Genomic DNA, 23665 nt, shown 5'->3' with positions numbered 1-23665 from the left:
CTCCCCCTTTTACTTCTAATTACCAATAATCGTATTCTATTAGAGGTTATATGTCAACATTATTTTTATTTAAGTTAACAAAAAAACTAGCGAACAACCTTCGCTAGTTAGACGTTTCGACAATATTTCGGGCAATCCATACCCCACATGCCCCTGCTTGCGCCAGACCGCGTGTAATTCCTGCGCCGTCTCCTCCAACATATAGCCCTGAGATTTCTGTTTCGAAACGTTCATTTAATTTTGGACGGGCAGAATAAAACTTTGCCTCTACTCCGTAAAAAAGTGTATGTTCTGAAGCAATGCCTGGGGTTACAGCGTTTAGCGCTTCTGTCATTTCAATTAAACTTTTCATTGTGTTATATGGAAGAACGAGCCCTAAATCTCCAGGAACAGCCTCCTTTAACGTTGGTTCGATGAAGCCTTCTTTAATCCGTTTTTCTGTTGAGCGTCTCCCTTTTAAAATATCTCCGTATTTTTGTACAATAATGCCGCCGTTAGATAATGCATTCGCTAAACGAGAAATTTGATGGGCGTATTCGTTCGGTTGATCGAACGGATCTGAAAATTTATGAGAAACAAGAAGAGCAAAGTTTGTATTGTTGCTTCCTAGTTTCGGGTCTTTATACGCATGACCATTTGCAAGCATAATTCCTGAATGATTTTCGACAACAACATGACCAGAAGGGTTACTACAAAATGTCCGAACTTGTGTTCCGACGGATGTGTTAAAAATAAATTTCCCCTCATACAAATGTGTATTAATTTCCTCCATAACGACGTTAGACGTTTCGACACGAACGCCAATATCGACTTGATTATTGATCATTTTCAACCCACGACGCTTCAATATGTTTGTTAACCAAGCAGAGCCATCACGTCCTGGAGCGATGACGACACGATCGGCATATAGCATATGTCCATTTTTTAATTGAATTCCTTTTACATGATGCGCGCCATTTATTTTTTCCGTCAAAATATCGCTTACTTCCGTTTTGAACATCATATCAATATGGGTACGTAAATATTCATATATGCTCTTTAAAATTTCTAAATTTTGTTCTGTACCGAGATGACGAACTTGTGCGCGCAACAATTTCAATCCAGCAGCATAAGCACGCTTTTCGATTTTTCTCACTTCATCTGTCAATGGATCGGTCAATGTATGCGTTGCACCATGTTTCAAGTTAATTTCGTCCACATAACGAATGAGTTGTAACACCGTTGAATCAGGTAAATAGTCTGTCATCCATCCACCAAACTCGCTCGTAATGTTAAACTTACCATCGGAATAAGCTCCTGCCCCACCAAATCCATTTGTAATCGAACAAGCAGGTAAACAACCTGCGTAATCTTTTTTTCCAACTGGTGGCGGACATTTTTCAATCTTCTTCTGCAAAATCGGACAATTTCGTTTATAAATATCGTGCCCTTTATCAACTAACAGCACCCGTGCCCCTCGTAGTTTTAATGTCAATTCATAACAAGTGAAAATCCCTGTCGGACCTGCTCCAACAACAATTACATCGTAACGATTGTTCATCATTCACCCCTCACCTTCCTTTTTCCGAATGTTAATATACTAAATAACATATAATCAGTCAATAAAAAGCGATCTTTTTTTCAAAAAAATCATTTAATGTTCGTATTATCTCAACATATAAAAAAAAGAACGGCTAACACCGTCCTCGCTAAAAGTAACGTTTCTTCCAAAAAACAAACGCCGTAATACTTGAAAGCACGAAGGAAATGCCTAAAGCAACTAAATATGCATACGGTTTATCTTGATACGGAATCGGAACGTTCATTCCATAAAAACTTGTTACCATCGTTGGAAAGGAAATAACAATTGTAATCGCAGCTAAAAATTTCATGACGATGTTTAAGTTGTTTGAAATAACAGAAGCGAAGGCATCCATCATTCCACTTAAAATGCTGCTATATACTTCTGTCATTTCAATAGCTTGCTTGTTTTCAATAATGACATCCTCTAACAATTCTTGATCATCCTCATACATCCGTAAATAATTTAAACGAAGCAATCGTTCCATCACAATATTGTTCGCTTTTAACGATGTCGTAAAATAAACAAGGCTTTTTTCTAAACTAAGCAAAGAAAACAACTCTTTATTTTGCATCGATTGATGTAGCTGTTTTTCAATTTCGCTCGTTTTTCGATTAATTTGCTTTAAATATCTTAAATAATACGTAGAAATCATATATAACATTTGTAACGCAAAACGCGTTTTCATATACGTATAAAAATTTTTCACCTTGTTCTTTGTAAACTCTTCAAAAATCGGGTTTTCTTGAAGGCAAACGGTGATAAAACATGTATTTGTAATAATCATTCCAATTGGAATGGTTTCATATGTTGGAATATTTCCTTCATCGTACGTAATAATTGGGATGTCTACGATGATGAGTACATGGTTATCCTCTTTTTCGATGCGTGAACGCTCTTCATCATCGAGTGCATCTTTAATAGAATCGATGGGAATATTGAGATGTTCTGCAATGTAGCGAATTTCACTCTCCGTTGGAGAAATGAGGTTTACCCAACAACCATTTTTTAGTTCGTGAATTTCTTCTAATTTTCCTTGGTCATTCGATAAATAAATGTTCATCATGGCGTGATCCCCCTATCTTCTCTACTAGAGGTAAGCGCCACTTTTTTGCCGTTGGAGCGCCTGTTTCGTTTGTGAGCAGTACGTTCCAGCGCCAAAAAACGAAGCTACTTCCTCTATTATTGCTGGTTCTGGTTCATTCGTGTTCGCCCTGCTCATAACGGAACTGTCACTCCTTTCGTTTTCACAATCATTACGGATTAATGATACATGTTTTGCCACCATTTGTATAGTTCATTTTTTATTTTTTCTCGAATGGCATGTACAAAATAGAAAAATATTTCTCGTTCTTTTATAATCATTTATGAAAGGTGGTGAATGTCATGAACATATTTATATGTGATCAAGCATTTCAGTGGTATAAAGAAGAACTTCAATTACAGCGCGGGGACTATGTTCGTTTTTTTGCTCGATATGGCGGATGTAGCAATGTACAAAAAGGTTTTTCTTTAGGAGTAAATAAGGAAGAGCCGATCGATGCTGCAGTTACACTAGAAAAGAACGGCGTCATCTTTTTTGTTGAACAAAACGATATGTGGTATTTTGACGGTCACGATTTACATATTGAATTTGATGAAAAGCAAAACGAGCCGGTATTCACATATAGATAAAAGCGGGGGATCCCGCCTTTATCTTTTTTTTGCCCGCTCGTATGCCTCGTGCCAATCTGGAAAATATTTTCTGATTAAAACTGGTTGAAACGTTTCTTTTGTCACACAAACATGTTTTGAAGTTGCTGTTGCTGCGATTTCATTTGTCGGGGTCAATACTTCGTATCCATAAACAACCCGAATACCATCATATGATTCCACCCACGTTTTAATCGTAGCTATTTCCCCGTATCGTAACGGCTTCTTATAAGAAATTTGCAAATCAATAACTGGGGACACAATCCCTCTTTTCTCCATATCAGCATATTGAAAACCAAGCTGTTGAATAAAATGAGCTCGTCCTATTTCTAACCAAATTAAGTAATTCGCATGATAAACAATCCCCATTTGATCCGTTTCTGCGTAACGCACTTCAATCTCTTTTTGTGAAATGACCATCATTTCCCACTCTCCAACATAACGATACTTTATCACTATTTTACCATAAACATAGGAAAAGCAGAAAAAAAAGAGCCGCACATATGCAGCTTTTACAATTCGTATCCTTTTTCTCGTGCTCTTGCCTCGTCTTTAATCTCTGCACGCATCGCCTCAATTGCTTCTTCACGGCGATGATTTTTTTCCCTAATTTTCTCCCGCTCCTCTGGACTAACAAACGCCATTGACTCTTCCATCTTTTCAATATTTTCAAGCGTATTTTTTACCATGTCTTGTAACTTTTCTACATTATCGCGACGATCATCATAATTTAGTTTCATTATTCATCCTCCTCATCGAAATAAATATACATCCTTTATCATGTACGATTTTTCTATATTATGCACGTTAATTCGTTTATCATAATAAGATTATGTAAACTTAAATAAGGGCGAATATTCGCCCTTACTCACCCTTCGTTTGAATGACTTGTGGATGTTGACCAGATTGATCTTGCATTTGCTTTCCTTTATTGCCACCTGCTGATCGCGGTTTCGTTCCGATATGTTGCGGCACAAATGGCTGTTGATTACTTTTTGGATTACCCATTTTTCATCCCCCTCTCCCTCATAGTATGGCTATATTACTCTGCTTTATGAAGCCAACGTGTTTCCATTTTTTCTTCCAGTTTTTCTAATGCGCTGACATCATTTAATAGTTGTCTTTTATTTTCCATGACGAGTTCTGCAAATGTCCGTTTTCTTATTTTTCGCATGATGTATTCACCTACTTTTTGTTTTTTTTCTATCTTTTCCAAACATAATGAAAAATATACAAAAAATAGCCGACTCCTCGGCTATTTTCCCCATTTTTCTGCATACTGTACCATTTGCTCATATGACATAGGACCGATTTGTTTTTCGCGAATTATTCCTTGACGGTCGATAATAAACGATGTTGGAATCGGTTGAATGTCATATTGTTTCATCACATTGCCATCAACATCTAGCACAACTGGAAACGTTAAATGGTAATCCTTAATAAACTCACGTACTTTTTCTTGCGAATCTCGCACCATCACATTTACGGCTACAATTTCTACTTGTCTATAATACTGTTCATAAAATGTCTGCATATCTGGCATTTCTGCACGACAAGGCGGACACCATGTTGCCCAAAAATTCACAATAACTGCTTTTCCGCGTAATTGTGAAAGTTGTACGGTTTTCCCATCAATCGTTTTTAAAGAAAAGTTTGGGGCCTTCATGCCAATATGAATACCTGTTTTGATTGTTTGTCTCTCCGCCGTATGTTCCCAAAGCATATATGCAAAAAAACTAAATAAAACGATGATGGCCATCCACTTTTTCATCAACATACCTACCCTTCTATTTGTCATCTCATAAGAAAAGGCGCATGTGCGCCTCCTTATCGAATATTTTTATGCTCATTGCTCATTTTTTTTACTTCCACTTCAGCATATGAAGCAAATTCCGTTTTTAATTCGTTTTTATGCTTCGCATTATTATTTCGTTGGGCATTAGCATTTCCAAATTTTGTTCGTCCCATCGCTTTATCCTCCTTTTATACATGATGCACAGATAGTATGCGCGAACGGGACGTTTCACACTACGACGATTTGTTATTTAATTTTTGGACATACTCCTTTACCATGTCAACTGTTACATATTTTCGCTGTGGTACAATTCCATTTTTCGCTAGTTCATTTATTTGTTTTGTCACTTCATTAATTTTTTGTACAGAAAATGACTCTCCTCGTTGACATAAGGCAATGGCTTCTTCAATATATGTTTCCCGTTTCGTATTTAGCTCGACAAATGCCCGAACGAGTGCGTGTTGTTTTTGCGAATGCGCTGTAATCGCTTGGTGAACTTCAGTCATTATTCATTCCTCCAATCGTGTCATAAATATGTTGTAATTCATCTATTGACGCTTGGGCTGTTAAAGCAGCACTTAAACCGGTGAAATGTTCATTCAATTGCTCACGCATATGATGGTGAAGTTGCTCAATCATTATATTCCATTGCTCCTTATAGTGAACAAGCAAACGCTTTTTCTGCTCAGTTATATATGCTTTTACCGGTTCATGCAATTGCCGTTCCAATTCTTCTTTCATCAATCGTTTTTCATCTTTTTCAAAAAATGATTTTGCGTTTTTATACAACGCTAATGCCTTTTTAAATATGTTGCGATCTAGTTGTTCAAAAGCAAGTGGAAATTCCATTGTTGGAAAAACAGGAAGATCCGCTTTTGTTACAATGAGATCATGAACTTCCTTCCATTGTTTTTCTAACGCCATAAAATGAAGATCATAACGTTTGCTTATAAATGCTTCGATTCGCAAACTAGTTGCACGCATTTCTTGCGCCAAATCAAATCCAATGAAATATAAAAATTCATCCAAACATAATTGTAACGCTTTTTTTATGTTGCTCTGTCGATCATGAAGAACAGAGGGATTGAACGACTCTTTAAACCAATCCGGTAAACGAAAAAAGACGCGCTGTTGAATATAATAAACTAATTCATTTAATTCTTGCTCGATCGCATGAACGTCGTGATTTGCTTCGTATTGTTCGATAATCCGCTCAAGCTGTTGTTGCTCTTGGTGCAATATGTGCAACTTTTTACGTTTCGTTTCATCGCTTTGTTTTGCTTCTGCAATATATTCTGCTAGTCGCTTTTGCGCTTGTTTTATTTGCAAACGAGCGGAAGCAAGCGCTAGCGAGCTAAGCTCTTGATGAATAAACGGGTAAAACGCCTGCTCAAATGCGTCCATTCCCGAATTGGATAGCACATCATGTTTCCACAATTCTCCGTTCTTTTCTGCGAGCGCCCATTTACTTGATAGCGAAAAAAGACGAGGATGACGAATACCAAATTGTAAAAGCTGATCTTTCACATAGTGAACAACAGCTTGTAATTCCTCTGTTGTATGTGCTAAATCCGCTGCATTAATGATGAAAAACATCTTATCTAAACTAAACGTATCCTTTACTCGACCAAGCTGAATTAAAAATTCGCGATCCGCTTTTGAAAACGCATGGTTATAGTATGTGACAAAGAAAATCGCATCAGCATTTTTAATGTAGTTAAATGCAACTCCTGTATGACGAGCGTTAACAGAGTCCGCGCCTGGTGTATCGACAAGAATAATGTTTTCACGCGTTAATGGGCAATCATAATATAGCTCAATCCATTCAACAAAACACGATTTTGTTTCATTCGCTACATATTCATGAAATTGCTGAAGTGAAATCGTAAGCAATTGTCCAAGCTTTTCTTTCATTTGTTCATACCCGCGCACAACGGCTTGTAAAAACGCCCAATGCACTCGTTCCTTAGCATCAACAGCTTCATTACGAATAGCTTTTTTACTTTCTTCGATCGCCTCTTGTAATGAATGAACTTGCATACCGAAAAAGCGCAAAGAGTGTTGTAAATCGTTTAAAAGCTGCTGTTCCGTTTTTACTTGTACGACAACGGTTCCATGCGGACGATCACCTGTTGGTGGAACAATTTTGTTAATAGTTGCCGTCGTCGGATGTGGCGAAACAGGTAAGACATGTTCACCGATTAACGCGTTTGCAAATGAAGATTTTCCTGCGCTAAAGGCGCCAAACAAAGCAATCGTAAACGTCCGTCGTTGAAGCTGCTGAACTTTTACTTCCATTTCATTTGCTAGCTGTTTCATTCCTTTAATTGGGGCGATCATTTGACTAATCGTCCGCAATTTTTCGATCATTTGCTCGGTCGTCTCATTTTCTATTTGCACCGTTTGAATTGGATGTTGTTCTTGCGTTGATTCATTTCCATGTGGAACTTCTTCTTTGCTTTCACTGCTTGTTCTTATTGTAAACGTCTCATGAACAAACGGATAAACAGCATCATCGCTTAACGAATTGGCATTTTCGACGACTTTTTGCAATTGTTGACGCGTATGTTCACGCTCACGAGCAAGTTGCTTCAATTGCTCCCAGCATGCCCGTTCCCCCATCAACTTATTGAGTTGTTGTTGATACATACTCAATTTCTGTTGTACTTTTCCCTTCTCAATGATTTGTTCGACAAGTTGAATAGCTGCATCGCGATATAACCGTTTCATTTCGTTTGCTATGTCGTTCGTATATGTTAATACATAATCGCCTGTGACAACTGGTTGATTTTGTTTTCGTTTAACAATCCATTGTTCTGAAAACGGGACGGTTAATTGTTGAATACGATGCAATAATTCATGGTCGTGAACATCATATTGTTGATAAAACTGCTTCAATAAGTCACGGATGTGCCATTCAAGCTGACTTTCGATTTTTTGATGTAAATCTTCATAAAACGCATGCAACCGCTTTTTACGTTCTTCCTCTGTTTTTTGCTTTGTAAATAAAAAACCGACTTTAAAATCAGGTTGACACGCTTCTAAATAGGCACGCGCATACTCTCGTGTTTCATAAGGCATCACATATGCGTTGTGTAACGTTGTTTCCAACTGTTGTTCAATATGTTGCTTAGCATTTGTCCACGTTGTATGAATATGATCAATCACTCGCTCGATTTCTTCAAGTTTTGCAAGAAGCTCATGTTCATGATCAAACGAGAGTAACTGACGTATATTTCGCTTTTCTTCTTCCTGTTGAGCGATGACGATCTGCATATGGTCGTCGATCATTTGGTCGACAGCGATATGGATGTTTTGATGAAGTCGTTCCTCTTTTTCATTAAAAAGTGACTGCAATAATTGTTTTAATGTCTCAAGTTCGTTGTATATATTATCTTTTTGTTTCAGCGACGTATAAAATATTCGTTCAAATGTGATGCCCCACTGCTGAAACGATTCCTCGACAGAACGAGTAAACTGTGAAAATAGAAGTTCTTCATCACGATGTTTATCAATTTGATTCACAACTAAGTATAGCGTTTTTCCATACTGTGACAAACGCTTCGTAAACTCGAAGTTCAATTCCGCTTGAACATGATTGTAATCCATCACATAAAATATGACGTCCGCTAAATGAAGTGCCGACTCTGTCGCCAAGCGATGAGCATCATCGGTTGAATCAATACCTGGTGTATCCATAAGTACTATTCCGGACGGAATCACCTCTGTTTCATCGCTAATCTCGATCATGTCAATGGCGTCGCCATCCCGACAAAACGTTTTCACTTCGTCGTAATCATAAGGAGCCGTATATTCAATCCGTTCGCCAGATTTATAATATACACGCGCATACGGTTTCCCTGTTTTTACTTTCACAAGGTTTGCACTTGTCGGAATTGGACTAGACGGTAAAAGCTGAGCACCGATCAACTCATTAATTAAACTAGATTTTCCTGCAGAAAAGTGTCCACAAAGAGCAATCGTAAACTCTTTATGATACACTTTTTTAATTAATTGTCTTGTTTTATTTGCTTGAGTCATGTCACCTCTTTTGATAAATTCGTCATGAAGTGCGATGAGACGATATAACCATTGTTGCAATGATTGTGTTTTTGTCATATGCATTTTCCCCATACCCCTTTTAAAAAATCTACCTTCATTTTACTGTAGTTCACAGAAAAATAAAATCCCCCTACTTATGAGGAGATTTTAATAAACGTAGCGCCTGTTCCTCTACACGAATTTACCACCTGGATGTACGACAAAATGTTCAATTTGCGAAACACAAATCCCGTTTTTTCTTAAAAACAATTTAAGTAAAAAAGCCTCCCTCACCACAATAGGAGGAAAGCTTTCGACGTTTTGAAAGGAGGTATGTTGTTGTGCACTTCCATTATAACGCAATTTATTGTTTCGTCACTATGTTTTTTTATGTTTTCTCTGTCTAGATTTGTCGAAAAATGATGTAATCGAAACGAAAAATTTGTTATGATGAAGAAAAAGGGGGCTTGTTATGGCTTTAGATGAGAAAATTACAACGATTTTAAACGGAACGATCGAATCGATTCGCTCTGTCATCCCGCTAGCAATGACAATCGAAAAACCTTCATTGTTTACACAACCTTTCACTCAAACGTCCATTAATGTATTGATTGGGATGACCGGAGACTTACGGGGACGCCTAATGATTGAAGGGCATGAAACGATATTTGGAAGTATCGGAGAAACGATGTTCGGCATGCCTTTAGAAGGTGAAATGCTCGAATCATTTACCGGTGAGCTCGGCAATATGATTGCAGGAAACTTAGCAACGATCGTATCTCAAAAAGGAATTACAATCGATATCACTCCTCCTACTGTTCTTGTTGGTCAAACAAGAATTTACGGTTTTGATAAAGCATTTCGCGTGCCGATTCACTTTGAAAATAAAGGAGAATTGCAGCTTATTTTAACAATTGATAACGAATAAGTGCAAAGAGAAGCTTGTGTTTGTAAGCTTCTTTTTTATTTTTTATCCATCTTTTTCTAAATATTTCACACTTTTTTCACAACCTCACAAAATTTGTGTGACAAAAGTCACAGCTACTCCTTATTTTTACGGTTATGATGATGGTAAAGTAACGAATGAACAATTTGTGAAATGTACGAAGAAAGCGTTTCATTTCGCAAATTGTTTTGTATGATGTAAGTGTATACATTTCTATTTAAGGTTTATTTAGGGAGGGAGGAATAAAAATGAAAACCCAATTAAACACAAACACCCCAAAAACAAAAGTGGAGAAAGAGCCTACATTGAAAGGAACGCTCGCTTCTGTTTTATTTTTAGGATTTTTCCTCATTTTCACGTGGGTAAGCGTATATTTCTTGTTTTTGAATCGTTTATAGAGAGAAAGGAGACGGGACGTTATGCACATGCATAAATATGAAAAAATTTGGCTGTTTTTCGGCATCGGTTCATTATTTGTATTTTTAGCTGTCTTAGGAGTTGGTGCATTCGCACAAGGAACACAGCCGCCAAGCTGTTTAACAACGATCGATCCGGAAAAAGTCGATCAAACACCACCATTTGATAAACCTGGTCTTATTAAAACTGGAGACAATGAATATCAACTCAATATCGTTGCTTCTGCATTTGCGTACACGCCAAATCAAGTCGAAATTCCAAAAGGAGCAAAAGTAACGATCAACGTAGCAACGAAAGATGTCATTCACGGATTTGAAATGGCCGGAACAAACGTAAATATGATGGTTGAACCTGGTTATGTAAGCAGCTACACACAAACATTCGATAAAGTCGGTGAGTATGTCATTTTGTGTAACGAATATTGCGGTGCCGGTCACCACTTAATGACGGCGAAAGTGAAGGTGGTTGAACAATGATGAACGGAACTTGGAAAGTAGATGCACGTGATGGCAAATTAGCAATGGCCCATATTTATGTCGCTTTCGTTGCTCTGGCGTTAGGAGGACTCGCTGGTCTATTACAAGTACTTGTACGCTCTGGAAAACTAGAATTACCGGCAGGCATTAGCTATTATACAATTTTAACAACGCATGGCGTATTGCTTGGACTCGTTTTAACTACATTTTTCATTATCGGTTTTCAATTTGCAGCTGTAAGTCGGACGGCTGGAACGCTTTCTGATCGCGCACGCTTTTGGGGATGGGTCGGTTTTTGGCTCATGACAATTGGTACAGCAATTACTGCCTTTTACATTTTAATTGGTGAAGCTTCTGTTTTATATACATTCTATGCACCACTACAAGCACACGCGGGTTTTTATATTGGTTTAACACTTGTTGTTGTCGGTAGCTGGGTGAGTGGATTTGCGATGTTCGCTCATTATGCAAAATGGAAAAAAGCTCATCCTGGTCAAGTAAGTCCGTTACTTACGTTCATGTCTGTTGTTAACATGGTGTTATGGCTCGTTTGCTCGCTCGGTGTTGCAGCAACTGTATTATTCCAACTTATTCCTTGGTCATTAGGTTATGTCGATCGCATTAACGTACTTGTGAGCCGAACATTGTTCTGGTACTTTGGTCACCCGCTCGTCTATTTCTGGTTATTGCCTGCATATATGATTTGGTATGTGATTATCCCAAAAATTATTGGCGGAAAAATGTTTTCAGACTCACTTGCTCGCATGTCGTTCATTTTATTCTTAATTTTCTCGATTCCTGTCGGTTTCCACCATCAACTTGTGGAGCCTGGAATCGATCCAGCTTGGAAATACTTACAAGTTGTTTTAACGTTTATGGTTGTTATTCCATCATTAATGACAGCGTTCTCGATGTTTGCAACGTTTGAGATGTACGGTCGCTCCAAAGGGGCAACAGGATTGTTCGGATGGTTACGTAAACTCCCTTGGGGTGATGCTCGTTTCTTTGCACCTTTTATCGGTATGTTGTTCTTTATCCCTGCTGGTGCCGGTGGTCTTATAAACGCATCACATCAATTAAACCAAGTTGTTCATAACACGATTTGGGTAACGGGCCACTTCCACTTAACATTAGCGACAACCGTTGTATTGACATTCTTTGGTGCAGCTTATTGGCTCATCCCACATTTAACAGGACGTGTGATGACAAAAGCGATGAACCGTTTAGCGATCATTCAAACGATCGTTTGGTCGATTGGTATGATTTTCATGTCTGGTGCAATGCACTTTGCAGGGTTGCTTGGCGCTCCTCGCCGTTCAGCATTTTCAACATACGGAGATGCACCACAAGCGCTAGAGTGGATTCCTTACCAAATCGCTCAAGCAGTTGGCGGGACAATCTTATTCATCGGTATTATTCTTGTGCTCATTATCGTTACAAACTTAGCATTTTTCGCTCCAAAAGGTGAGACAGAGTTTCCAGTTGCTGAAGTTGCTGAACAGGCTGAGCGTACACCACTCGTATTTGAAAACTGGAAATTATGGATCGGCATTACTGTTGTACTCATTTTAATTGCATATACTGTTCCATTTATCGATATGATCCAAAATGCACCTCCTGGCTCAAAAGGATTTAAACTTTGGTAAAAAAAACCGGGCGTTTGCCCGGTTTTTTTATAATCGATAAATATGTTTATATTTGTCTTCCAAATAGCGAATCAAGTAAGTTGGATTTAACCCCTCTCCAGTTACTTCATACAAAATCTCAAGCGGCTTTTTCGTCTTTCCATATTGGTGAATATGGTTTGTAAGCCACTCTCGAATACGCCCGAATTCCCCGTTTTCAATCAACTGATCAATATTTGTCAACTCTTTCTCCATTGCGTATTTAAACTGGGCGGCATACATATATCCGAGGGCGTATGACGGAAAATAACCAAAACTTCCCCCAGCCCAATGAACATCTTGAAGAATCCCTTCTGCATCACGTTTTGGACGAACACCTAAATACGCCTCATATTTTTCATTCCAAATATGTGGTAGATCTCTTACTTCAATTGCGTCATCAAACAACGCTTTTTCCATTTCATATCGAATAATAATATGTAATGGATACGTCAACTCATCCGCTTCAATGCGAATAAGAGACGGTTTGGACTCATTAATTGCGCGATAAAAATCATCCAATGAAATGTCAACAAAATGCGGAGCATATTGTTGTAACAAGCTATAATATCGCTTCCAAAACGAATAATGACGAGCAATAAAGTTTTCATAAAACAGCGACTGCGACTCATGAATGCCCATCGACGTACCATCGTAAAGCGGTGTACCTGCCCATTCTTTAGAGATGTTCTGTTCATAAAGAGCGTGGCCGCATTCATGAATCGTACCAAATACTGCTGTTCGAAAATCGTTTTCGTCATATTTTGTTGTAATTCTGACATCCCCTTCATTTAACGTTATCGCAAAAGGATGTACAGTTTCATCAAGTCGTCCTGCATCAAAATCATAGCCTAATTCTTTTAAAAGGACTAGACTAAACGCTCGTTGCTTTTCTTTCGGAAATGACTGAAATAAAAAGTTCGTTTTCGGTTTGTTTCGCGACTCGTTAATTTGTTGAACGAGCGGAACAATATGATTGCGTAATTTTGAAAACACATCATCTAACAAGTCGACAGTCACACCAGGTTCGTATAAATCTAATAACGTATTATATGGGTGTCCATTTGTCCCCCAATATGTGACAAAGCGTTTTGTGAAATCAACAAGTTGCTTTAAGTATGGTTCAAAAAGCGAAAAGTCAGATTTCGCTTTCGCTTCTTCCCACACACTCTCTGCTTTTGATTGTAAAATGACATATTGTTTGTATTCATCAGCAGGAATTTTTTTGTTGCGTTCATACTCTTTTTGGCATTCTGCTAACGTATAACGAGTGACCGACGATACTTGTTCTTGTACAGACTTCGTTGAAAGTTCCGCAATATATGCGGCCATTTGCTCGGACGTTGACATATGAAACACCTCTTGTGATAACATCCCGATCACTTCCGAGCGTTGGTCAATCCCTTTCTTCGGCGCCCCTGTACGTAAGTCCCAATACATAAGCGAAATCGCTTCCTTATATGCCATTATTTTTTTGACATACTGTAAAAACTGCTTCTCTACTGCTTGAATATTTTTTTTCATCTTCTCCCTCCATTCCATTGTATTTGTTATTCTACAATACTTATAAATTTCCTTCATTTTTGATGTACGTCTGTCGGCAGTACACGCTTTATTGTTTCAATCACTTGCATAGGTTCATCGTCTGTCACAAAAATACATACAATTCCCCGATCATCTCGTTGGCGAATAAGTCTGCCTACCCCTTGTCGTAATCGTAAAATCATATATGGAACATCGACTTCCCAAAATGGATTGTCTGTTTGTTTTCGTTTCGCTTGAAAAACAGGGTCATCTGGCGGATAAGGGAGCGCCCAAATGATGACGTTGCTTAGTGACGGACCAGGAATGTCTAATCCTTCCCATAAATGTTGGGCACATAAAATCGTTTCCTCTTCGTTTTGAAAGCGCGAAACGAGTTCGCTAATTTCTTGATCGCCTTCAAATAAAAAAGTGAGTCCTTCTTCTTGTTGTGCACGAGCTTTAAATTCATTCAATTGTTCGCGTGTCGGGAATAACACAAGAGCACGCCCATTCGTTTCGCGTATTTTTTGCATGGCATATGCATATTTTTCCTCAAATATACGCTCATCGTTTTCAAACATTGGCATGTAAATCGTCATTTGTTTGTCGTAATCAAACGGTGAATCGACATGAAATGATAAATATTCATCAATTCCAAGGCTTTTTGCCATATAATCAAATGATTTTTCATTGGATAATGTGGCAGATGAAAAAATAAATGGCATACGTTTAGAAAATACTTTTTCGCGCAACACTTCTTGAACCGTTCTCGGCATAATAACAAGCGTGTTGCCATCGAGCGACGATTCGAGCCATGTAATCGCATCCCGATTATGAATGAATAAATATAGTGAATGGTGAATTTGATCTAAGTATTCATCAACAACTTTCAATTGATAATGGTCGATCGTATACGTCTCACTCTCAAATACGAGCTCGTCTCCAATTTGTTCAACTTTTGTTCGTAACGTTTGTGCTAGTTGTAACAGAGACGGAGTGAACATTAATTCTTGACGATTGGATCCTGGTACCGCTTTAGCATGATTCATCAATTCATCAAAAAATCGTGTACTAAGTTCTAATGTATCTTCGATTAAATAAGCTAATTGTTCGCGAATATCATTTTCTAATAAACGAGAAAGCAACGTTTCTAACGTCGTCTCTTTCATACGGTATGTTAACGCTTTTTGAGCAGCAAATTCTAATAAATGTCCTTCATCAAAAATGACACAGCTCGCTTCAGGTAAAAGTGGTAACTGCCCTTCACGTTTCCGTGCTTCATACGTCCAAATATGTTCCATATAAAAATCGTGAGAACAAATAATTAAATCCTTCGCTTTGCGATAGTAATCGCGCGATAACGTTTGCCCACAACGATGACGTTTTTCACACGCTAAACAGTCTTGAAACGGATCCCAAGCAATTTTTGACCATTGCTCATCGCTTAAATGCGCATAATCTTTTCGGTCACCATAATGGTAAAACGTTTGGAGCGGAGCATGATCATGAACAAATGAAGGCAATTCATCAAAAATTTGTTCATATAATTCCTCTTCCTCCGTCATCAATATATCGTCTAATTTGTTTAAACATAAATATTGATCGGGCGATTTCGCTAGGCGAACGTCGATGTTTATGTTTAAAACACGTGAAATTTTTGCAATATCCCCTTCTTTTTTTACAAGCTGTTCGATTAGCGTTTCATCTGCGCATGCAATAATCGCCGGCTTTCCGATATAACGAGCATAACAAATAGCATATAACAAATATACAATTGTTTTTCCTGTCCCTACGCCCGCTTCAGCAAACATCACTTTTTTTTCTTTAAATGCCCGCTCAAGTTGAAATGCCATAAAAATTTGCTCATCACGTAATTCAAAACCTGCTTCTGGTAAAATATCGTAAAATACGTCCCCGATCCATTCATTTAATTTATCAAAAAAATTTTCATTTTTACTTAATGCAAACGGATATTTGCTCATACTTTTTAGTCCCTCCATCAATTTAAACGAAGTACACAAACATTAATTATCGTTCAAAAAAGGAAAGAAGTCAATGAAGTTGAAAAGAAAAAGCTGCCAACAAGACAGCTTTTTCTAATAACGTGGCGGACGAGGTCCCCAAAATTGATAATATTGTGTTTCAATGAAACCGTTAAATAGTTTTCGACGTTTTGTCGCTTGCTTCCCGTACAATTGCTCAAAATGGCGGTGAGAGGTCAATATATAAATCGACCACGTATCGAGTGCAGCGAATGTTTTTCCCATTTCTCGATATAACTGTTCTACTTCTTCCTTTTCTCCTAATCGTTCACTATAAGGAGGATTGCCGACGATGACGCCATATTCCTCTTTCGTTCGAAAATCTTTCACTTGCATTTGCTTAAATGTAATCAAATCTGCTAATCCTGCTTCTTGTGCGTTTGTTTTCGCGATGTCGACCATGCGGTGATCAATATCAAATCCGACAATATGTAGCGGTTGATCATAGCGTGCTAAATCTTCCACCTCTTCCCGCGCTTCATCCCATAAATGAGGTGGAATCCAACTCCATTGTTCAGATACAAAATCGCGGTTAAATCCTGGTGCGATATTTTGACCAATCAGCGCCGCTTCAATCGCAATCGTTCCCGACCCACAAAACGGATCAACGAATGGACGATCTGGTGTCCAATTCGTCAACCGAACGAGCGCTGCCGCTAATGTTTCTTTTAATGGTGCCTCTCCTTGTCTTACGCGATATCCTCTTTTATGCAACCCTATCCCGCTCGTATCGATCGTTAATGTAGCAACATCTTTATGGAGAGCAACTTCAATACGAAACAACGCACCCGTTTCTTCAAACCACGAAACACCGTAATGTTGCTTTAAATGTTCTACAATCGCTTTTTTTACAATCGCTTGGCAATCGGATACACTAAACAATGTTGATTTGACTGATTTTCCTACAACAGGGAATTGGGCATCAACCGGTAAAAACTGTGCCCACGGAAGCGTTTTTGTTTGTTCAAATAACTCATCAAACGTCGTTGCGCGAAATTCCCCTACTTTTACCTTTACACGGTCAGCTGTGCGAAGCCATAAATTTGTACGGCAAATCGCCCGCTCGTCCGCCACAAATGTCACTTTTCCATTGTCCACTTGACAATCATACCCGAGCGCACGCACTTCATCTGCAACAATCGACTCAAGCCCCATTGCTGCAGTAGCAATTAATGTGATCTGTCCCATATTCATTCACCTTTCATTGATGTATTCGTCCCATTCTTGAACAAATTGTTGTACCTCGTCGATTGGCATCGGTTTAGCAATGTAATATCCTTGCACCATATCACATTGTTGTTTATTTAAAAATTCATATTGTTGCTCTGTTTCGACCCCTTCGGCCACAACAGCTAAGTGCAAATTGTGTGCCATCATAATAATTGTAGATACAATCGTCGCATCATCACTATATAAGGAGAGACGTCGAATGAACGATTGATCAATTTTTAAAATATCGATTGGGAAACGATGCAAATAACTTAAAGAAGAAAAACCTGTCCCAAAGTCATCAATCGCCAACTTAAAACCGTACCGTTTAAGCTGTACAAGTTTTTGAACAGATTCCTCTGCATTTGGCATAATCGTACTTTCCGTCAGTTCTAATTTAAAAAAGCGTGGGTGAACATTGTTCGCTTTTACAATATGTGATACTTGTTCAACAAAATCATCTTGTTGAAAATGGACAGCTGAGATGTTTACTCCGACTTTCATATGCGGAGCGAACGAATGTATCGCCTTTATATGTATACACGTTTGTTCTAACAGCCATTTCGTAATTGGAACGATAAATCCTGTCTCTTCTGCTAATGGAATAAATTGCGCAGGAGAAACGAACCCGATATTCGGTTGTTTCCAACGCATTAACGCCTCTAATGCTTCAATTTTTTTCGTTTTCATATTGACAATCGGTTGATAGTAAACAAATAATTCATTTCGTTCAATCGCTTTTCGCAAATAATTTTCTAACGTCACTACTTTGCTTTGATAGTCTAATTTAGCCGTATATAGTTCAAAACGATTTCTTCCGCTTTCTTTCGCTTTTTGCATAGCGCGATCGGCACGACGTAATAACGTTTCCCCATCATCTCCGTCGTTCGGATACATGCTTATCCCAATGCTTGCCGAGATGTATATATCTTTGTTATGTAATAGAAAAGGAGCTTGTAATGATTCAATCATTTGTTCTGCTATGCTAACAGCTTCTTGAACGTCTTTTAATTTCGGCAAAATAACAACAAATTCATCTCCACCAATGCGAGCTAACGTATCTTTCGTGCGCAGTAGCTTTTTTAGACGATTGGCTACTTTTTTTAACAATATGTCTCCACTATAATGACCGAATTCGTCATTAATATATTTAAATCGGTCCAAATCGAGAAATAAGATCGCTAACTGTTGGTTATGACGTTGCGCCATATGAAGTAAATGTTGTAAACGTTTTGTAAATAGTTGGCGGTTTGGAACGTTGGTCAACACGTCATAATTTGACAGCCGTGCTAATTGCTCCATCGTCCGTTTATGTTGTGTCACATCTGAAAAAATGGCCACATAATGCGTCGGTTTTCCAGTAGCATCGCAAATCGCCTTAATCGTTAACCATTCAACAAACAATTCACCATTTTTTCTTTTATTCCAAATTTCTCCTTTCCAAATCCCATGGTCACGTAACGTTTCCCACATGTTTTCGTAAAACGTACGATCATGCAATCCGGAGCGAAGAATATTTGTCTTCCTTCCGAGCACTTCCTCTTGTGTATAGCCTGTTACCGTTTCAAAGGCCGGATTAGCTAATAAAATACATCCTTCACTATCCGTCACAATCATTCCTTCGTCCGCTTCTTGAATAATAGTATAGGCAATAGCTAAAAATGTATCTGTTTCAAACAACGTCGACATCCGTTTCTTCACAACACGCTCTCCCCTCATGTCTGCAAAACAAAAACTCCCCTGACGTAATGCAGGAGAGTGGTGCCATGAACCATGTTCTGTAAGCCATGTTCTGTTCCGTCGTACTGCAAACGGCTTGCGCCTCGTACTTCGGTGGTAATCATCTATCTACAGGCTGCACGCCTGTCCTTCTCTCCGTTCATTTCCTTTGAGAAGGTGCCCCTACCATCATTTGGGTTTCTCGCTCGTGGGGTTTACCGCGTTCCACTCTTGCCGTTTCCAGCAAGACTACGTCACTGTGGCACTTTAAAGGTAGTCGAGCCATATCCGTTGAAGGACGTAGGCTCTTTCCCTGCCGTCAGCCCAGCGCATCGCCAGACTGCCCTAGCTTATGAATTCGCTAGGCACGAACACTACGGGCATCTCAGCACCGTGCGAGCATGGACTTTCCTCTACGATGCATACACATCGCAGCGATTACCCGAACATGATTCATGTAAGCATATGCTAGTATATCCGAAACGATAAGCCAAATCAATAGAAAAGGTTGGAATATTTATTCGTAAAGTTTGTTTCCGAAAACATGTTTTTCTAAATTGGAAAGACGTTGTAAAATATCGAAGTTCGTCGTCCCTGTTTGAGATGGCTGACGTTTTTGTGCCTCCTGCAATTGGCTTTTCAATTTTGCATTTTCTTGTTGCAATTGTTCAATCATTTGATGAAATGTTTCATAGTCTTTAATGACTAAATCAAGAAAGCGATCAACTTCATCTTGATTGTATCCGCGCATACTTATTTTAAACTCTTTTTCAAGAATGTCTTTTGCTGTTAAGTTGATGCGATCCGAAAGCACGTTTGCTCACCTCAATTATCCATGTCTACACCTATTCTTTCAAAAAAAGCAGTCGTTGTCAATTTTTCATTTTCACAAACTTCGTCTTTTTTTCGACAAAAAACCGAAGGCGAATTGCCTTCGGTTAAAATGGACGTGGAAACGGACCAGGTCCTGGACAAACAACATGTTGATGGGATACATCGTTTACAACAGATTGCGTATGCGGAAAATAATGTTGATGTTGAAATACATGATGGTTCACATACGTCGTATGTGACGGATGAATGTGCGGCACAATCGTTGTTTGCATTTGATGTTGTGTACAACATTTTGTTGGGTGAACGATTGGCGGCATCATATTTGGACGACAATGCATATTTCATACCCCTTTCGTATTAAAGTTTGTTACACTTCTAGCGTATGTGCAAAGGGGTATACATGTACTAATGGAAATACCTATTTTACATGAACGTATAAATGTTATGTTTCATATTCGCAAAAATGATAGCCGTAGCTCCTACTAGCACAAAATATAAATATAAAATTTTTTTACTCATCGCTTCTCTCTCCGCTATTCTTATTGTTCATAAATAAACATTTTACTTCGTTCTTCTTTGTTCGACAAGTAGGGAAAACTTTGTCATTTTTTGCGCTTCCCTCGGAAATAACATAAAAATTTTCCTTCTTCTTTTTGCCGTACATGATATAACATTTTAGGGGATTTTTATGAAAACTGGAGGGGAAACGATGTCAAAATGTCCATTTCACACTCTTTTTAATGAACGTGGAGCCATTCAGCTGTTCCGCAAAAAACATCAAAAAGAAAATGAAGATATGAATGTTCGTCCTTCTACATCTTCACACGTTGCAACGTATTATCGACAACTCCTTTCAAGCGATCGTAAACAGCAAGTTTCTTTCGTTGGATTAACAGAGGAAGATGTACAACGACTTGCTTCGATTCGCCCGCTTTTTACAAAACATGTCGAACGGATCGTCAATGCGTTTTACGATCAAGTTGGACAAATGCCTCATTTAAGACGCTTTATTGATAATCATTCAACGATTGATCGCTTAAAACAAACGTTGCGCGCGTATTTAATGGATATGGTATCGGGTGAAATTGGTGAGCAATATATTATTCATCGCAAAGTGATCGGCAATGTTCATAACCGAATCGGTTTGTTTCCAGAATGGTACTTAGGTGCTTACACAATCATTCAAAATAAACAAAAAAACGCATTCCTCCCCATGCTTGAAAGCAGGGGTTTCCTGCGTGATTAATCATGAAAGTTTTGCAAATTTTTTATTTTCCGCTAAAATGCGGACGTCGCTTCTCTAAAAAGGCGCGAATCCCTTCTTCGTGGTCTTTTGTTTTGCGCATTTCCGCTTGATACGCTGTCTCCATTTGCAACGTGTTCAACAACTGTTGTTCGCTTAAACGAGCATATAACTGCTTCGTCGCAATCATCGCACGAATCGGTTTTGCTAGCCATTCATTCACTTTGTGCTGAATCGCTTGTTCATCACCGATTTCATCAACGAGTCCCACTTCATATGCCTCTTGTGCACTCATTATTTTTCCTTCCCATATGATTTGTTTTGATTTGACATCTCCAATTTTTCGATTTAAAAAGAAATGTCCCCCACCATCTGGAACTAAACCAATGCCAATGAAATTCATTGCAACGCGCGCTTGTTCATTTGCGATTACATGATCGCAAGCAAGGGCTAAACTAAATCCTAATCCTGCAGCGGCACCATGTATGTAGCTAATCGTTAGTTTCGGCAATTGATGCAATGTCATCGCTATTTGTTTAATCGTTTCCATCACTTCAATGAATGAATGTTCATTCGTTGATTGCAACATCGTCTTAATGTCGCCCCCTGCGCTAAATCCTTTGCCACGCCCACGAATGATGACGATATCCGCTTCACTTGCTTCAACTTCTTTTAACGCTTGTAACAACTCTGTTAACATTTGTTCATGTAAGGCATTTAGCGCATTCGGACGATTCAATTCAATGGTTGCGACGCGATTTTCGTATGATAGTACGATATGTTCCATCTTCTCCATCCCCTCTTTCGTTTGGGTATTGTCAAAAGTTTTAAATACATACCCTAAGTTTTTATTGATTTTATGCGGTTCTCGACAAAAAAAGCTTGCCACCCCTGCTGTTTTTGGTACGATTGAGGTAACCACACACCCAACCAAAACAAAGGAGTGACAAGCTTGTTACCTCAATTATTAATCAAATGTCTTCAAATAATCAAGACCCAATATCAAATCATTATTTATTTGTTAGGTGCACTTCTTGGAAAATCCCTCACTGACTGGGATGACGAAGAACCGGTGAATCAACCGTATCAGAAACTCCAAGTCGATGAGCTTCCTGTCATCGAAACGCTTCCGCGTTTGGATTATCGTCAGCTTCTTGTCGAATACGAACAACAACACGGAAAACCATTGAAACCAATTAAGAGGCACGCAAACACGAAAACCACGGTGCCTGATGCATTGACGTGTCCACAGTGCGAAGCGCCGTCTGCGTATGTGTACGCCAATAACGGGGGCAAGGGGCAGTATCAATGTAAAGTATGTCGCTGCCGTTTCAACCATCGTAGTCGTTTTGCCAAATCAGTGGTCTTTCGATGTCCGCATTGTTTAAAGACCCTTGAAAAAATTAAAGAGCGTAAAGATTATCATATTCACAAATGTAAGAATGATGATTGTTCGTTTTACCAAACAAACTTGCGGCGGATGACACCTCAGGAAAAAGAACAATTTCAACACGCGCCGCATGCCTTTAAAGTTCGATACATTTTCCGTGAGTTTCTCTTTGATTTTCAGCCGTTGGCACCGTCGTCGCCGATACAAACCAAGGTGGATTTGTCGCGTCTTTCCGTGTCTTCGCATACACTCGGACTCATCTTGACGTATCACGTCAACTATGGACTCTCCGCGCGGAAAACAGCGAGAATCATGAAAGACATCCATGGGTTGTCGATTTCCCACCAGACTGTCATCAACTACGCCAATAGCGTCGCGCTGATCGTCAAGCCTTTTGTTGATCATTTTCCGTATGAGCTGTCGGGTTCTTTTTGTGGCGACGAGACGTATATTCGCGTCAAAGGACGCTGGCATTACCTGTTTTTTATGTTTGATGCCGTGAAAAAGGTGGTTCTGTCTTATCGGGTTTCCCCAAATCGGGATACATTGGCTGCCATCCGTGCGATCGACGATGTCCTCAACAAGCTGCCGTCGATTCCTGAAGATTTGTCCCTTGTCGTCGATGGCAATCCCATCTACTTGTTAGCACAGCACTTTTTCGCCCAACACGGGATTTCTTTCGATGTTCGCCAAGTCATTGGGCTGACAAACGAGGATCCCGTGTCCGAGGAATATCGACCACTCAAACAGATCATTGAACGATTCCATCGGACGTTTAAAGGCAACTATCGACCGACTCACGGCTTTGGAGCCGAAGAAGGCTCTATTTCTTTCGTTACGCTCTTTGTGGCGTACTTCAACTTCTTACGGCCACATAGCGCGTTAGAAAAACGAGTGCCGGTCGTCATCCCAGCATTAGAGAGCCTTCCGCATATGCCGGCACGTTGGGCAAAGCTCATTGTCATGGCTCAAGAGATGTTGACCCAACAAGCAGCATCCTAAGGACGGATTCGGCGGAGCGTACCCTTGACCATCCGAACCTCGCCAAAGGTAAAATCAGGATAGGGCAAGGGCTGCTTTCCTATGCCCTTCTTTTCTGCCCTTGCCCTTAC

Annotated in this window: 25 protein-coding genes and 1 other RNA gene; 7 read left to right on the top strand and 19 right to left on the bottom strand. The window is 39.2% G+C overall.

Annotated features, from left to right (window positions below; translation table 11 throughout):
* Positions 1–103 precede the first annotated feature (103 nt).
* The 3 genes from NSQ23_RS07495 to NSQ23_RS07485 form a co-directional block, all read right to left on the bottom strand.
* Positions 104–1540, bottom strand: coding sequence for an NAD(P)/FAD-dependent oxidoreductase (locus tag NSQ23_RS07495; RefSeq protein ID WP_339174116.1), 1437 nt, complete (start codon positions 1538–1540; stop codon positions 104–106).
* A gap of 148 nt (positions 1541–1688) precedes the next feature.
* Positions 1689–2627: a magnesium transporter CorA family protein gene (locus tag NSQ23_RS07490; RefSeq protein WP_004890318.1), complete on the bottom strand. Its 939-nt coding sequence runs from the start codon at positions 2625–2627 to the stop codon at positions 1689–1691.
* A 24-nt stretch (positions 2628–2651) separates the two neighbouring features.
* On the bottom strand, positions 2652–2783 hold the full coding sequence (locus tag NSQ23_RS07485; RefSeq protein ID WP_268915711.1) for a hypothetical protein: 132 nt from the start codon (positions 2781–2783) through the stop codon (positions 2652–2654).
* A 164-nt stretch (positions 2784–2947) separates the two neighbouring features.
* Between NSQ23_RS07485 and NSQ23_RS07480 the strand changes: the two genes are divergently transcribed.
* On the top strand, positions 2948–3235 hold the full coding sequence (locus NSQ23_RS07480) for a HesB/YadR/YfhF family protein (protein ID WP_035018635.1): 288 nt from the start codon (positions 2948–2950) through the stop codon (positions 3233–3235).
* A gap of 18 nt (positions 3236–3253) precedes the next feature.
* Here NSQ23_RS07480 and NSQ23_RS07475 read toward each other — a convergent pair whose 3' ends face one another.
* The 8 genes from NSQ23_RS07475 to NSQ23_RS07440 form a co-directional block, all read right to left on the bottom strand.
* Entirely contained in the window at positions 3254–3673 is a 420-nt protein-coding gene (locus NSQ23_RS07475) for a thioesterase family protein (protein ID WP_004890314.1), read from the bottom strand.
* A 92-nt stretch (positions 3674–3765) separates the two neighbouring features.
* Positions 3766–3993 carry a small acid-soluble spore protein Tlp gene (gene tlp, locus NSQ23_RS07470; protein ID WP_339174111.1) on the bottom strand — a complete coding sequence of 76 codons (228 nt, stop codon included), beginning with the start codon at positions 3991–3993 and terminating at the stop codon, positions 3766–3768.
* Positions 3994–4117: 124 nt separating this feature from the next.
* Complete coding sequence (locus NSQ23_RS07465; protein WP_004890310.1) at positions 4118–4261, bottom strand: acid-soluble spore protein N; 144 nt, start codon at positions 4259–4261, stop codon at positions 4118–4120.
* Between the two features lie 34 nt (positions 4262–4295).
* Positions 4296–4427: an FbpB family small basic protein gene (locus NSQ23_RS07460; protein WP_077428929.1), complete on the bottom strand. Its 132-nt coding sequence runs from the start codon at positions 4425–4427 to the stop codon at positions 4296–4298.
* Between the two features lie 81 nt (positions 4428–4508).
* Positions 4509–5030, bottom strand: a complete 522-nt coding sequence (locus NSQ23_RS07455; RefSeq protein WP_077428422.1) for a TlpA disulfide reductase family protein — start codon at positions 5028–5030, stop codon at positions 4509–4511.
* Positions 5031–5080: 50 nt separating this feature from the next.
* Positions 5081–5221 (bottom strand): hypothetical protein, encoded by a 141-nt coding sequence (locus NSQ23_RS07450; RefSeq protein WP_088223298.1) that lies wholly within the window; start codon positions 5219–5221, stop codon positions 5081–5083.
* Between the two features lie 60 nt (positions 5222–5281).
* The gene (locus NSQ23_RS07445) at positions 5282–5554 is read right to left on the bottom strand and encodes a YpbS family protein (RefSeq protein WP_077428423.1); all 273 of its coding nucleotides are present in this window, start codon (positions 5552–5554) and stop codon (positions 5282–5284) included.
* A complete protein-coding gene (locus tag NSQ23_RS07440) occupies positions 5547–9182 on the bottom strand; it encodes a dynamin family protein (RefSeq protein ID WP_339174106.1) in 3636 nt (1211 codons plus the stop codon). Before NSQ23_RS07440 ends, NSQ23_RS07445 begins: the two co-directional genes overlap by 8 nt.
* Before the next feature lie 379 nt (positions 9183–9561).
* Here NSQ23_RS07440 and NSQ23_RS07435 point away from each other — a divergent pair, with 379 nt between their 5' ends.
* The 4 genes from NSQ23_RS07435 to NSQ23_RS07420 all read left to right on the top strand — a co-directional run bounded on the left by NSQ23_RS07435 (position 9562) and on the right by NSQ23_RS07420 (position 12574).
* On the top strand, positions 9562–10017 hold the full coding sequence (locus NSQ23_RS07435) for a chemotaxis protein CheX (protein WP_004890295.1): 456 nt from the start codon (positions 9562–9564) through the stop codon (positions 10015–10017).
* 266 nt (positions 10018–10283) lie between these two features.
* Positions 10284–10433 carry a cytochrome c oxidase subunit 2A gene (locus NSQ23_RS07430; protein WP_003396066.1) on the top strand — a complete coding sequence of 50 codons (150 nt, stop codon included), beginning with the start codon at positions 10284–10286 and terminating at the stop codon, positions 10431–10433.
* Positions 10434–10454: 21 nt separating this feature from the next.
* Positions 10455–10928 (top strand): cytochrome c oxidase subunit II, encoded by a 474-nt coding sequence (locus NSQ23_RS07425; RefSeq protein WP_035018632.1) that lies wholly within the window; start codon positions 10455–10457, stop codon positions 10926–10928.
* Positions 10925–12574 carry a b(o/a)3-type cytochrome-c oxidase subunit 1 gene (locus NSQ23_RS07420; protein ID WP_064214400.1) on the top strand — a complete coding sequence of 550 codons (1650 nt, stop codon included), beginning with the start codon at positions 10925–10927 and terminating at the stop codon, positions 12572–12574. Before NSQ23_RS07425 ends, NSQ23_RS07420 begins: the two co-directional genes overlap by 4 nt.
* Positions 12575–12601: 27 nt before the next feature.
* On the opposite strand, the gene NSQ23_RS07415 is transcribed toward NSQ23_RS07420, so the two are convergent.
* From NSQ23_RS07415 to NSQ23_RS07385, 7 genes are all read right to left on the bottom strand, one after another.
* Positions 12602–14116: a carboxypeptidase M32 gene (locus tag NSQ23_RS07415; RefSeq protein WP_192948758.1), complete on the bottom strand. Its 1515-nt coding sequence runs from the start codon at positions 14114–14116 to the stop codon at positions 12602–12604.
* Between the two features lie 53 nt (positions 14117–14169).
* On the bottom strand, positions 14170–16098 hold the full coding sequence (locus NSQ23_RS07410) for an ATP-dependent DNA helicase (RefSeq protein WP_339174099.1): 1929 nt from the start codon (positions 16096–16098) through the stop codon (positions 14170–14172).
* A gap of 114 nt (positions 16099–16212) precedes the next feature.
* Positions 16213–17346 carry a class I SAM-dependent RNA methyltransferase gene (locus tag NSQ23_RS07405; RefSeq protein WP_339174096.1) on the bottom strand — a complete coding sequence of 378 codons (1134 nt, stop codon included), beginning with the start codon at positions 17344–17346 and terminating at the stop codon, positions 16213–16215.
* Positions 17347–17352: 6 nt separating this feature from the next.
* Positions 17353–19086 carry an EAL domain-containing protein gene (locus tag NSQ23_RS07400; RefSeq protein ID WP_339174093.1) on the bottom strand — a complete coding sequence of 578 codons (1734 nt, stop codon included), beginning with the start codon at positions 19084–19086 and terminating at the stop codon, positions 17353–17355.
* Positions 19087–19143: 57 nt separating this feature from the next.
* An RNA gene (gene rnpB, locus NSQ23_RS07395) (RNase P RNA component class B) lies at positions 19144–19536 on the bottom strand.
* A gap of 67 nt (positions 19537–19603) precedes the next feature.
* The gene (gene gpsB, locus NSQ23_RS07390) at positions 19604–19900 is read right to left on the bottom strand and encodes a cell division regulator GpsB (protein ID WP_004890279.1); all 297 of its coding nucleotides are present in this window, start codon (positions 19898–19900) and stop codon (positions 19604–19606) included.
* A gap of 124 nt (positions 19901–20024) precedes the next feature.
* Positions 20025–20258, bottom strand: coding sequence for a CotD family spore coat protein (locus NSQ23_RS07385; protein WP_009361305.1), 234 nt, complete (start codon positions 20256–20258; stop codon positions 20025–20027).
* A 371-nt stretch (positions 20259–20629) separates the two neighbouring features.
* On the opposite strand from NSQ23_RS07385, the gene NSQ23_RS07380 reads away from it, so the two are divergent.
* Positions 20630–21166, top strand: coding sequence for a protoglobin domain-containing protein (locus NSQ23_RS07380; RefSeq protein ID WP_339174089.1), 537 nt, complete (start codon positions 20630–20632; stop codon positions 21164–21166).
* Between the two features lie 22 nt (positions 21167–21188).
* Here the strand turns inward: NSQ23_RS07380 and NSQ23_RS07375 are convergent, their stop codons facing one another.
* Complete coding sequence (locus NSQ23_RS07375) at positions 21189–21950, bottom strand: enoyl-CoA hydratase (protein WP_339174087.1); 762 nt, start codon at positions 21948–21950, stop codon at positions 21189–21191.
* Positions 21951–22115: 165 nt separating this feature from the next.
* Here NSQ23_RS07375 and NSQ23_RS07370 point away from each other — a divergent pair, with 165 nt between their 5' ends.
* The gene (locus NSQ23_RS07370) at positions 22116–23555 is read left to right on the top strand and encodes a DDE-type integrase/transposase/recombinase (protein ID WP_339170820.1); all 1440 of its coding nucleotides are present in this window, start codon (positions 22116–22118) and stop codon (positions 23553–23555) included.
* The last annotated feature ends 110 nt before the right edge of the window (positions 23556–23665 follow it).

Source organism: Anoxybacillus sp. FSL W8-1294, assembly GCF_037965005.1.
GTDB classification, from domain to species: domain Bacteria; phylum Bacillota; class Bacilli; order Bacillales; family Anoxybacillaceae; genus Anoxybacillus; species Anoxybacillus flavithermus_G.
This window is presented reverse-complemented; position numbering and strand designations above follow the sequence as displayed.

Bases quoted from the DNA above. Each gene is read 5' to 3' on its own strand.
- NSQ23_RS07405 (WP_339174096.1), bottom strand. From the start codon at position 17,346: ATGGGACAGATCACATTAATTGCTACTGCAGCAATGGGGCTTGAGTCG.
- NSQ23_RS07380 (WP_339174089.1), top strand. From the start codon at position 20,630: ATGTCAAAATGTCCATTTCACACTCTTTTTAATGAACGTGGAGCCATT.
- NSQ23_RS07430 (WP_003396066.1), top strand. From the start codon at position 10,284: ATGAAAACCCAATTAAACACAAACACCCCAAAAACAAAAGTGGAGAAA.
- NSQ23_RS07485 (WP_268915711.1), bottom strand. From the start codon at position 2,783: ATGAGCAGGGCGAACACGAATGAACCAGAACCAGCAATAATAGAGGAA.
- NSQ23_RS07490 (WP_004890318.1), bottom strand. From the start codon at position 2,627: ATGATGAACATTTATTTATCGAATGACCAAGGAAAATTAGAAGAAATT.
- NSQ23_RS07465 (WP_004890310.1), bottom strand. From the start codon at position 4,261: ATGGGTAATCCAAAAAGTAATCAACAGCCATTTGTGCCGCAACATATC.
- NSQ23_RS07410 (WP_339174099.1), bottom strand. From the start codon at position 16,098: ATGAGCAAATATCCGTTTGCATTAAGTAAAAATGAAAATTTTTTTGAT.
- NSQ23_RS07385 (WP_009361305.1), bottom strand. From the start codon at position 20,258: ATGCATTGTCGTCCAAATATGATGCCGCCAATCGTTCACCCAACAAAA.
- NSQ23_RS07475 (WP_004890314.1), bottom strand. From the start codon at position 3,673: ATGGTCATTTCACAAAAAGAGATTGAAGTGCGTTACGCAGAAACGGAT.
- NSQ23_RS07420 (WP_064214400.1), top strand. From the start codon at position 10,925: ATGATGAACGGAACTTGGAAAGTAGATGCACGTGATGGCAAATTAGCA.
- NSQ23_RS07375 (WP_339174087.1), bottom strand. From the start codon at position 21,950: ATGGAACATATCGTACTATCATACGAAAATCGCGTCGCAACCATTGAA.
- NSQ23_RS07415 (WP_192948758.1), bottom strand. From the start codon at position 14,116: ATGAAAAAAAATATTCAAGCAGTAGAGAAGCAGTTTTTACAGTATGTC.
- NSQ23_RS07435 (WP_004890295.1), top strand. From the start codon at position 9,562: ATGGCTTTAGATGAGAAAATTACAACGATTTTAAACGGAACGATCGAA.
- NSQ23_RS07455 (WP_077428422.1), bottom strand. From the start codon at position 5,030: ATGTTGATGAAAAAGTGGATGGCCATCATCGTTTTATTTAGTTTTTTT.
- NSQ23_RS07460 (WP_077428929.1), bottom strand. From the start codon at position 4,427: ATGCGAAAAATAAGAAAACGGACATTTGCAGAACTCGTCATGGAAAAT.
- tlp (WP_339174111.1), bottom strand. From the start codon at position 3,993: ATGAAACTAAATTATGATGATCGTCGCGATAATGTAGAAAAGTTACAA.
- NSQ23_RS07445 (WP_077428423.1), bottom strand. From the start codon at position 5,554: ATGACTGAAGTTCACCAAGCGATTACAGCGCATTCGCAAAAACAACAC.
- NSQ23_RS07495 (WP_339174116.1), bottom strand. From the start codon at position 1,540: ATGAACAATCGTTACGATGTAATTGTTGTTGGAGCAGGTCCGACAGGG.
- NSQ23_RS07440 (WP_339174106.1), bottom strand. From the start codon at position 9,182: ATGGGGAAAATGCATATGACAAAAACACAATCATTGCAACAATGGTTA.
- NSQ23_RS07480 (WP_035018635.1), top strand. From the start codon at position 2,948: ATGAACATATTTATATGTGATCAAGCATTTCAGTGGTATAAAGAAGAA.
- NSQ23_RS07450 (WP_088223298.1), bottom strand. From the start codon at position 5,221: ATGGGACGAACAAAATTTGGAAATGCTAATGCCCAACGAAATAATAAT.
- NSQ23_RS07400 (WP_339174093.1), bottom strand. From the start codon at position 19,086: ATGAGGGGAGAGCGTGTTGTGAAGAAACGGATGTCGACGTTGTTTGAA.
- NSQ23_RS07425 (WP_035018632.1), top strand. From the start codon at position 10,455: ATGCACATGCATAAATATGAAAAAATTTGGCTGTTTTTCGGCATCGGT.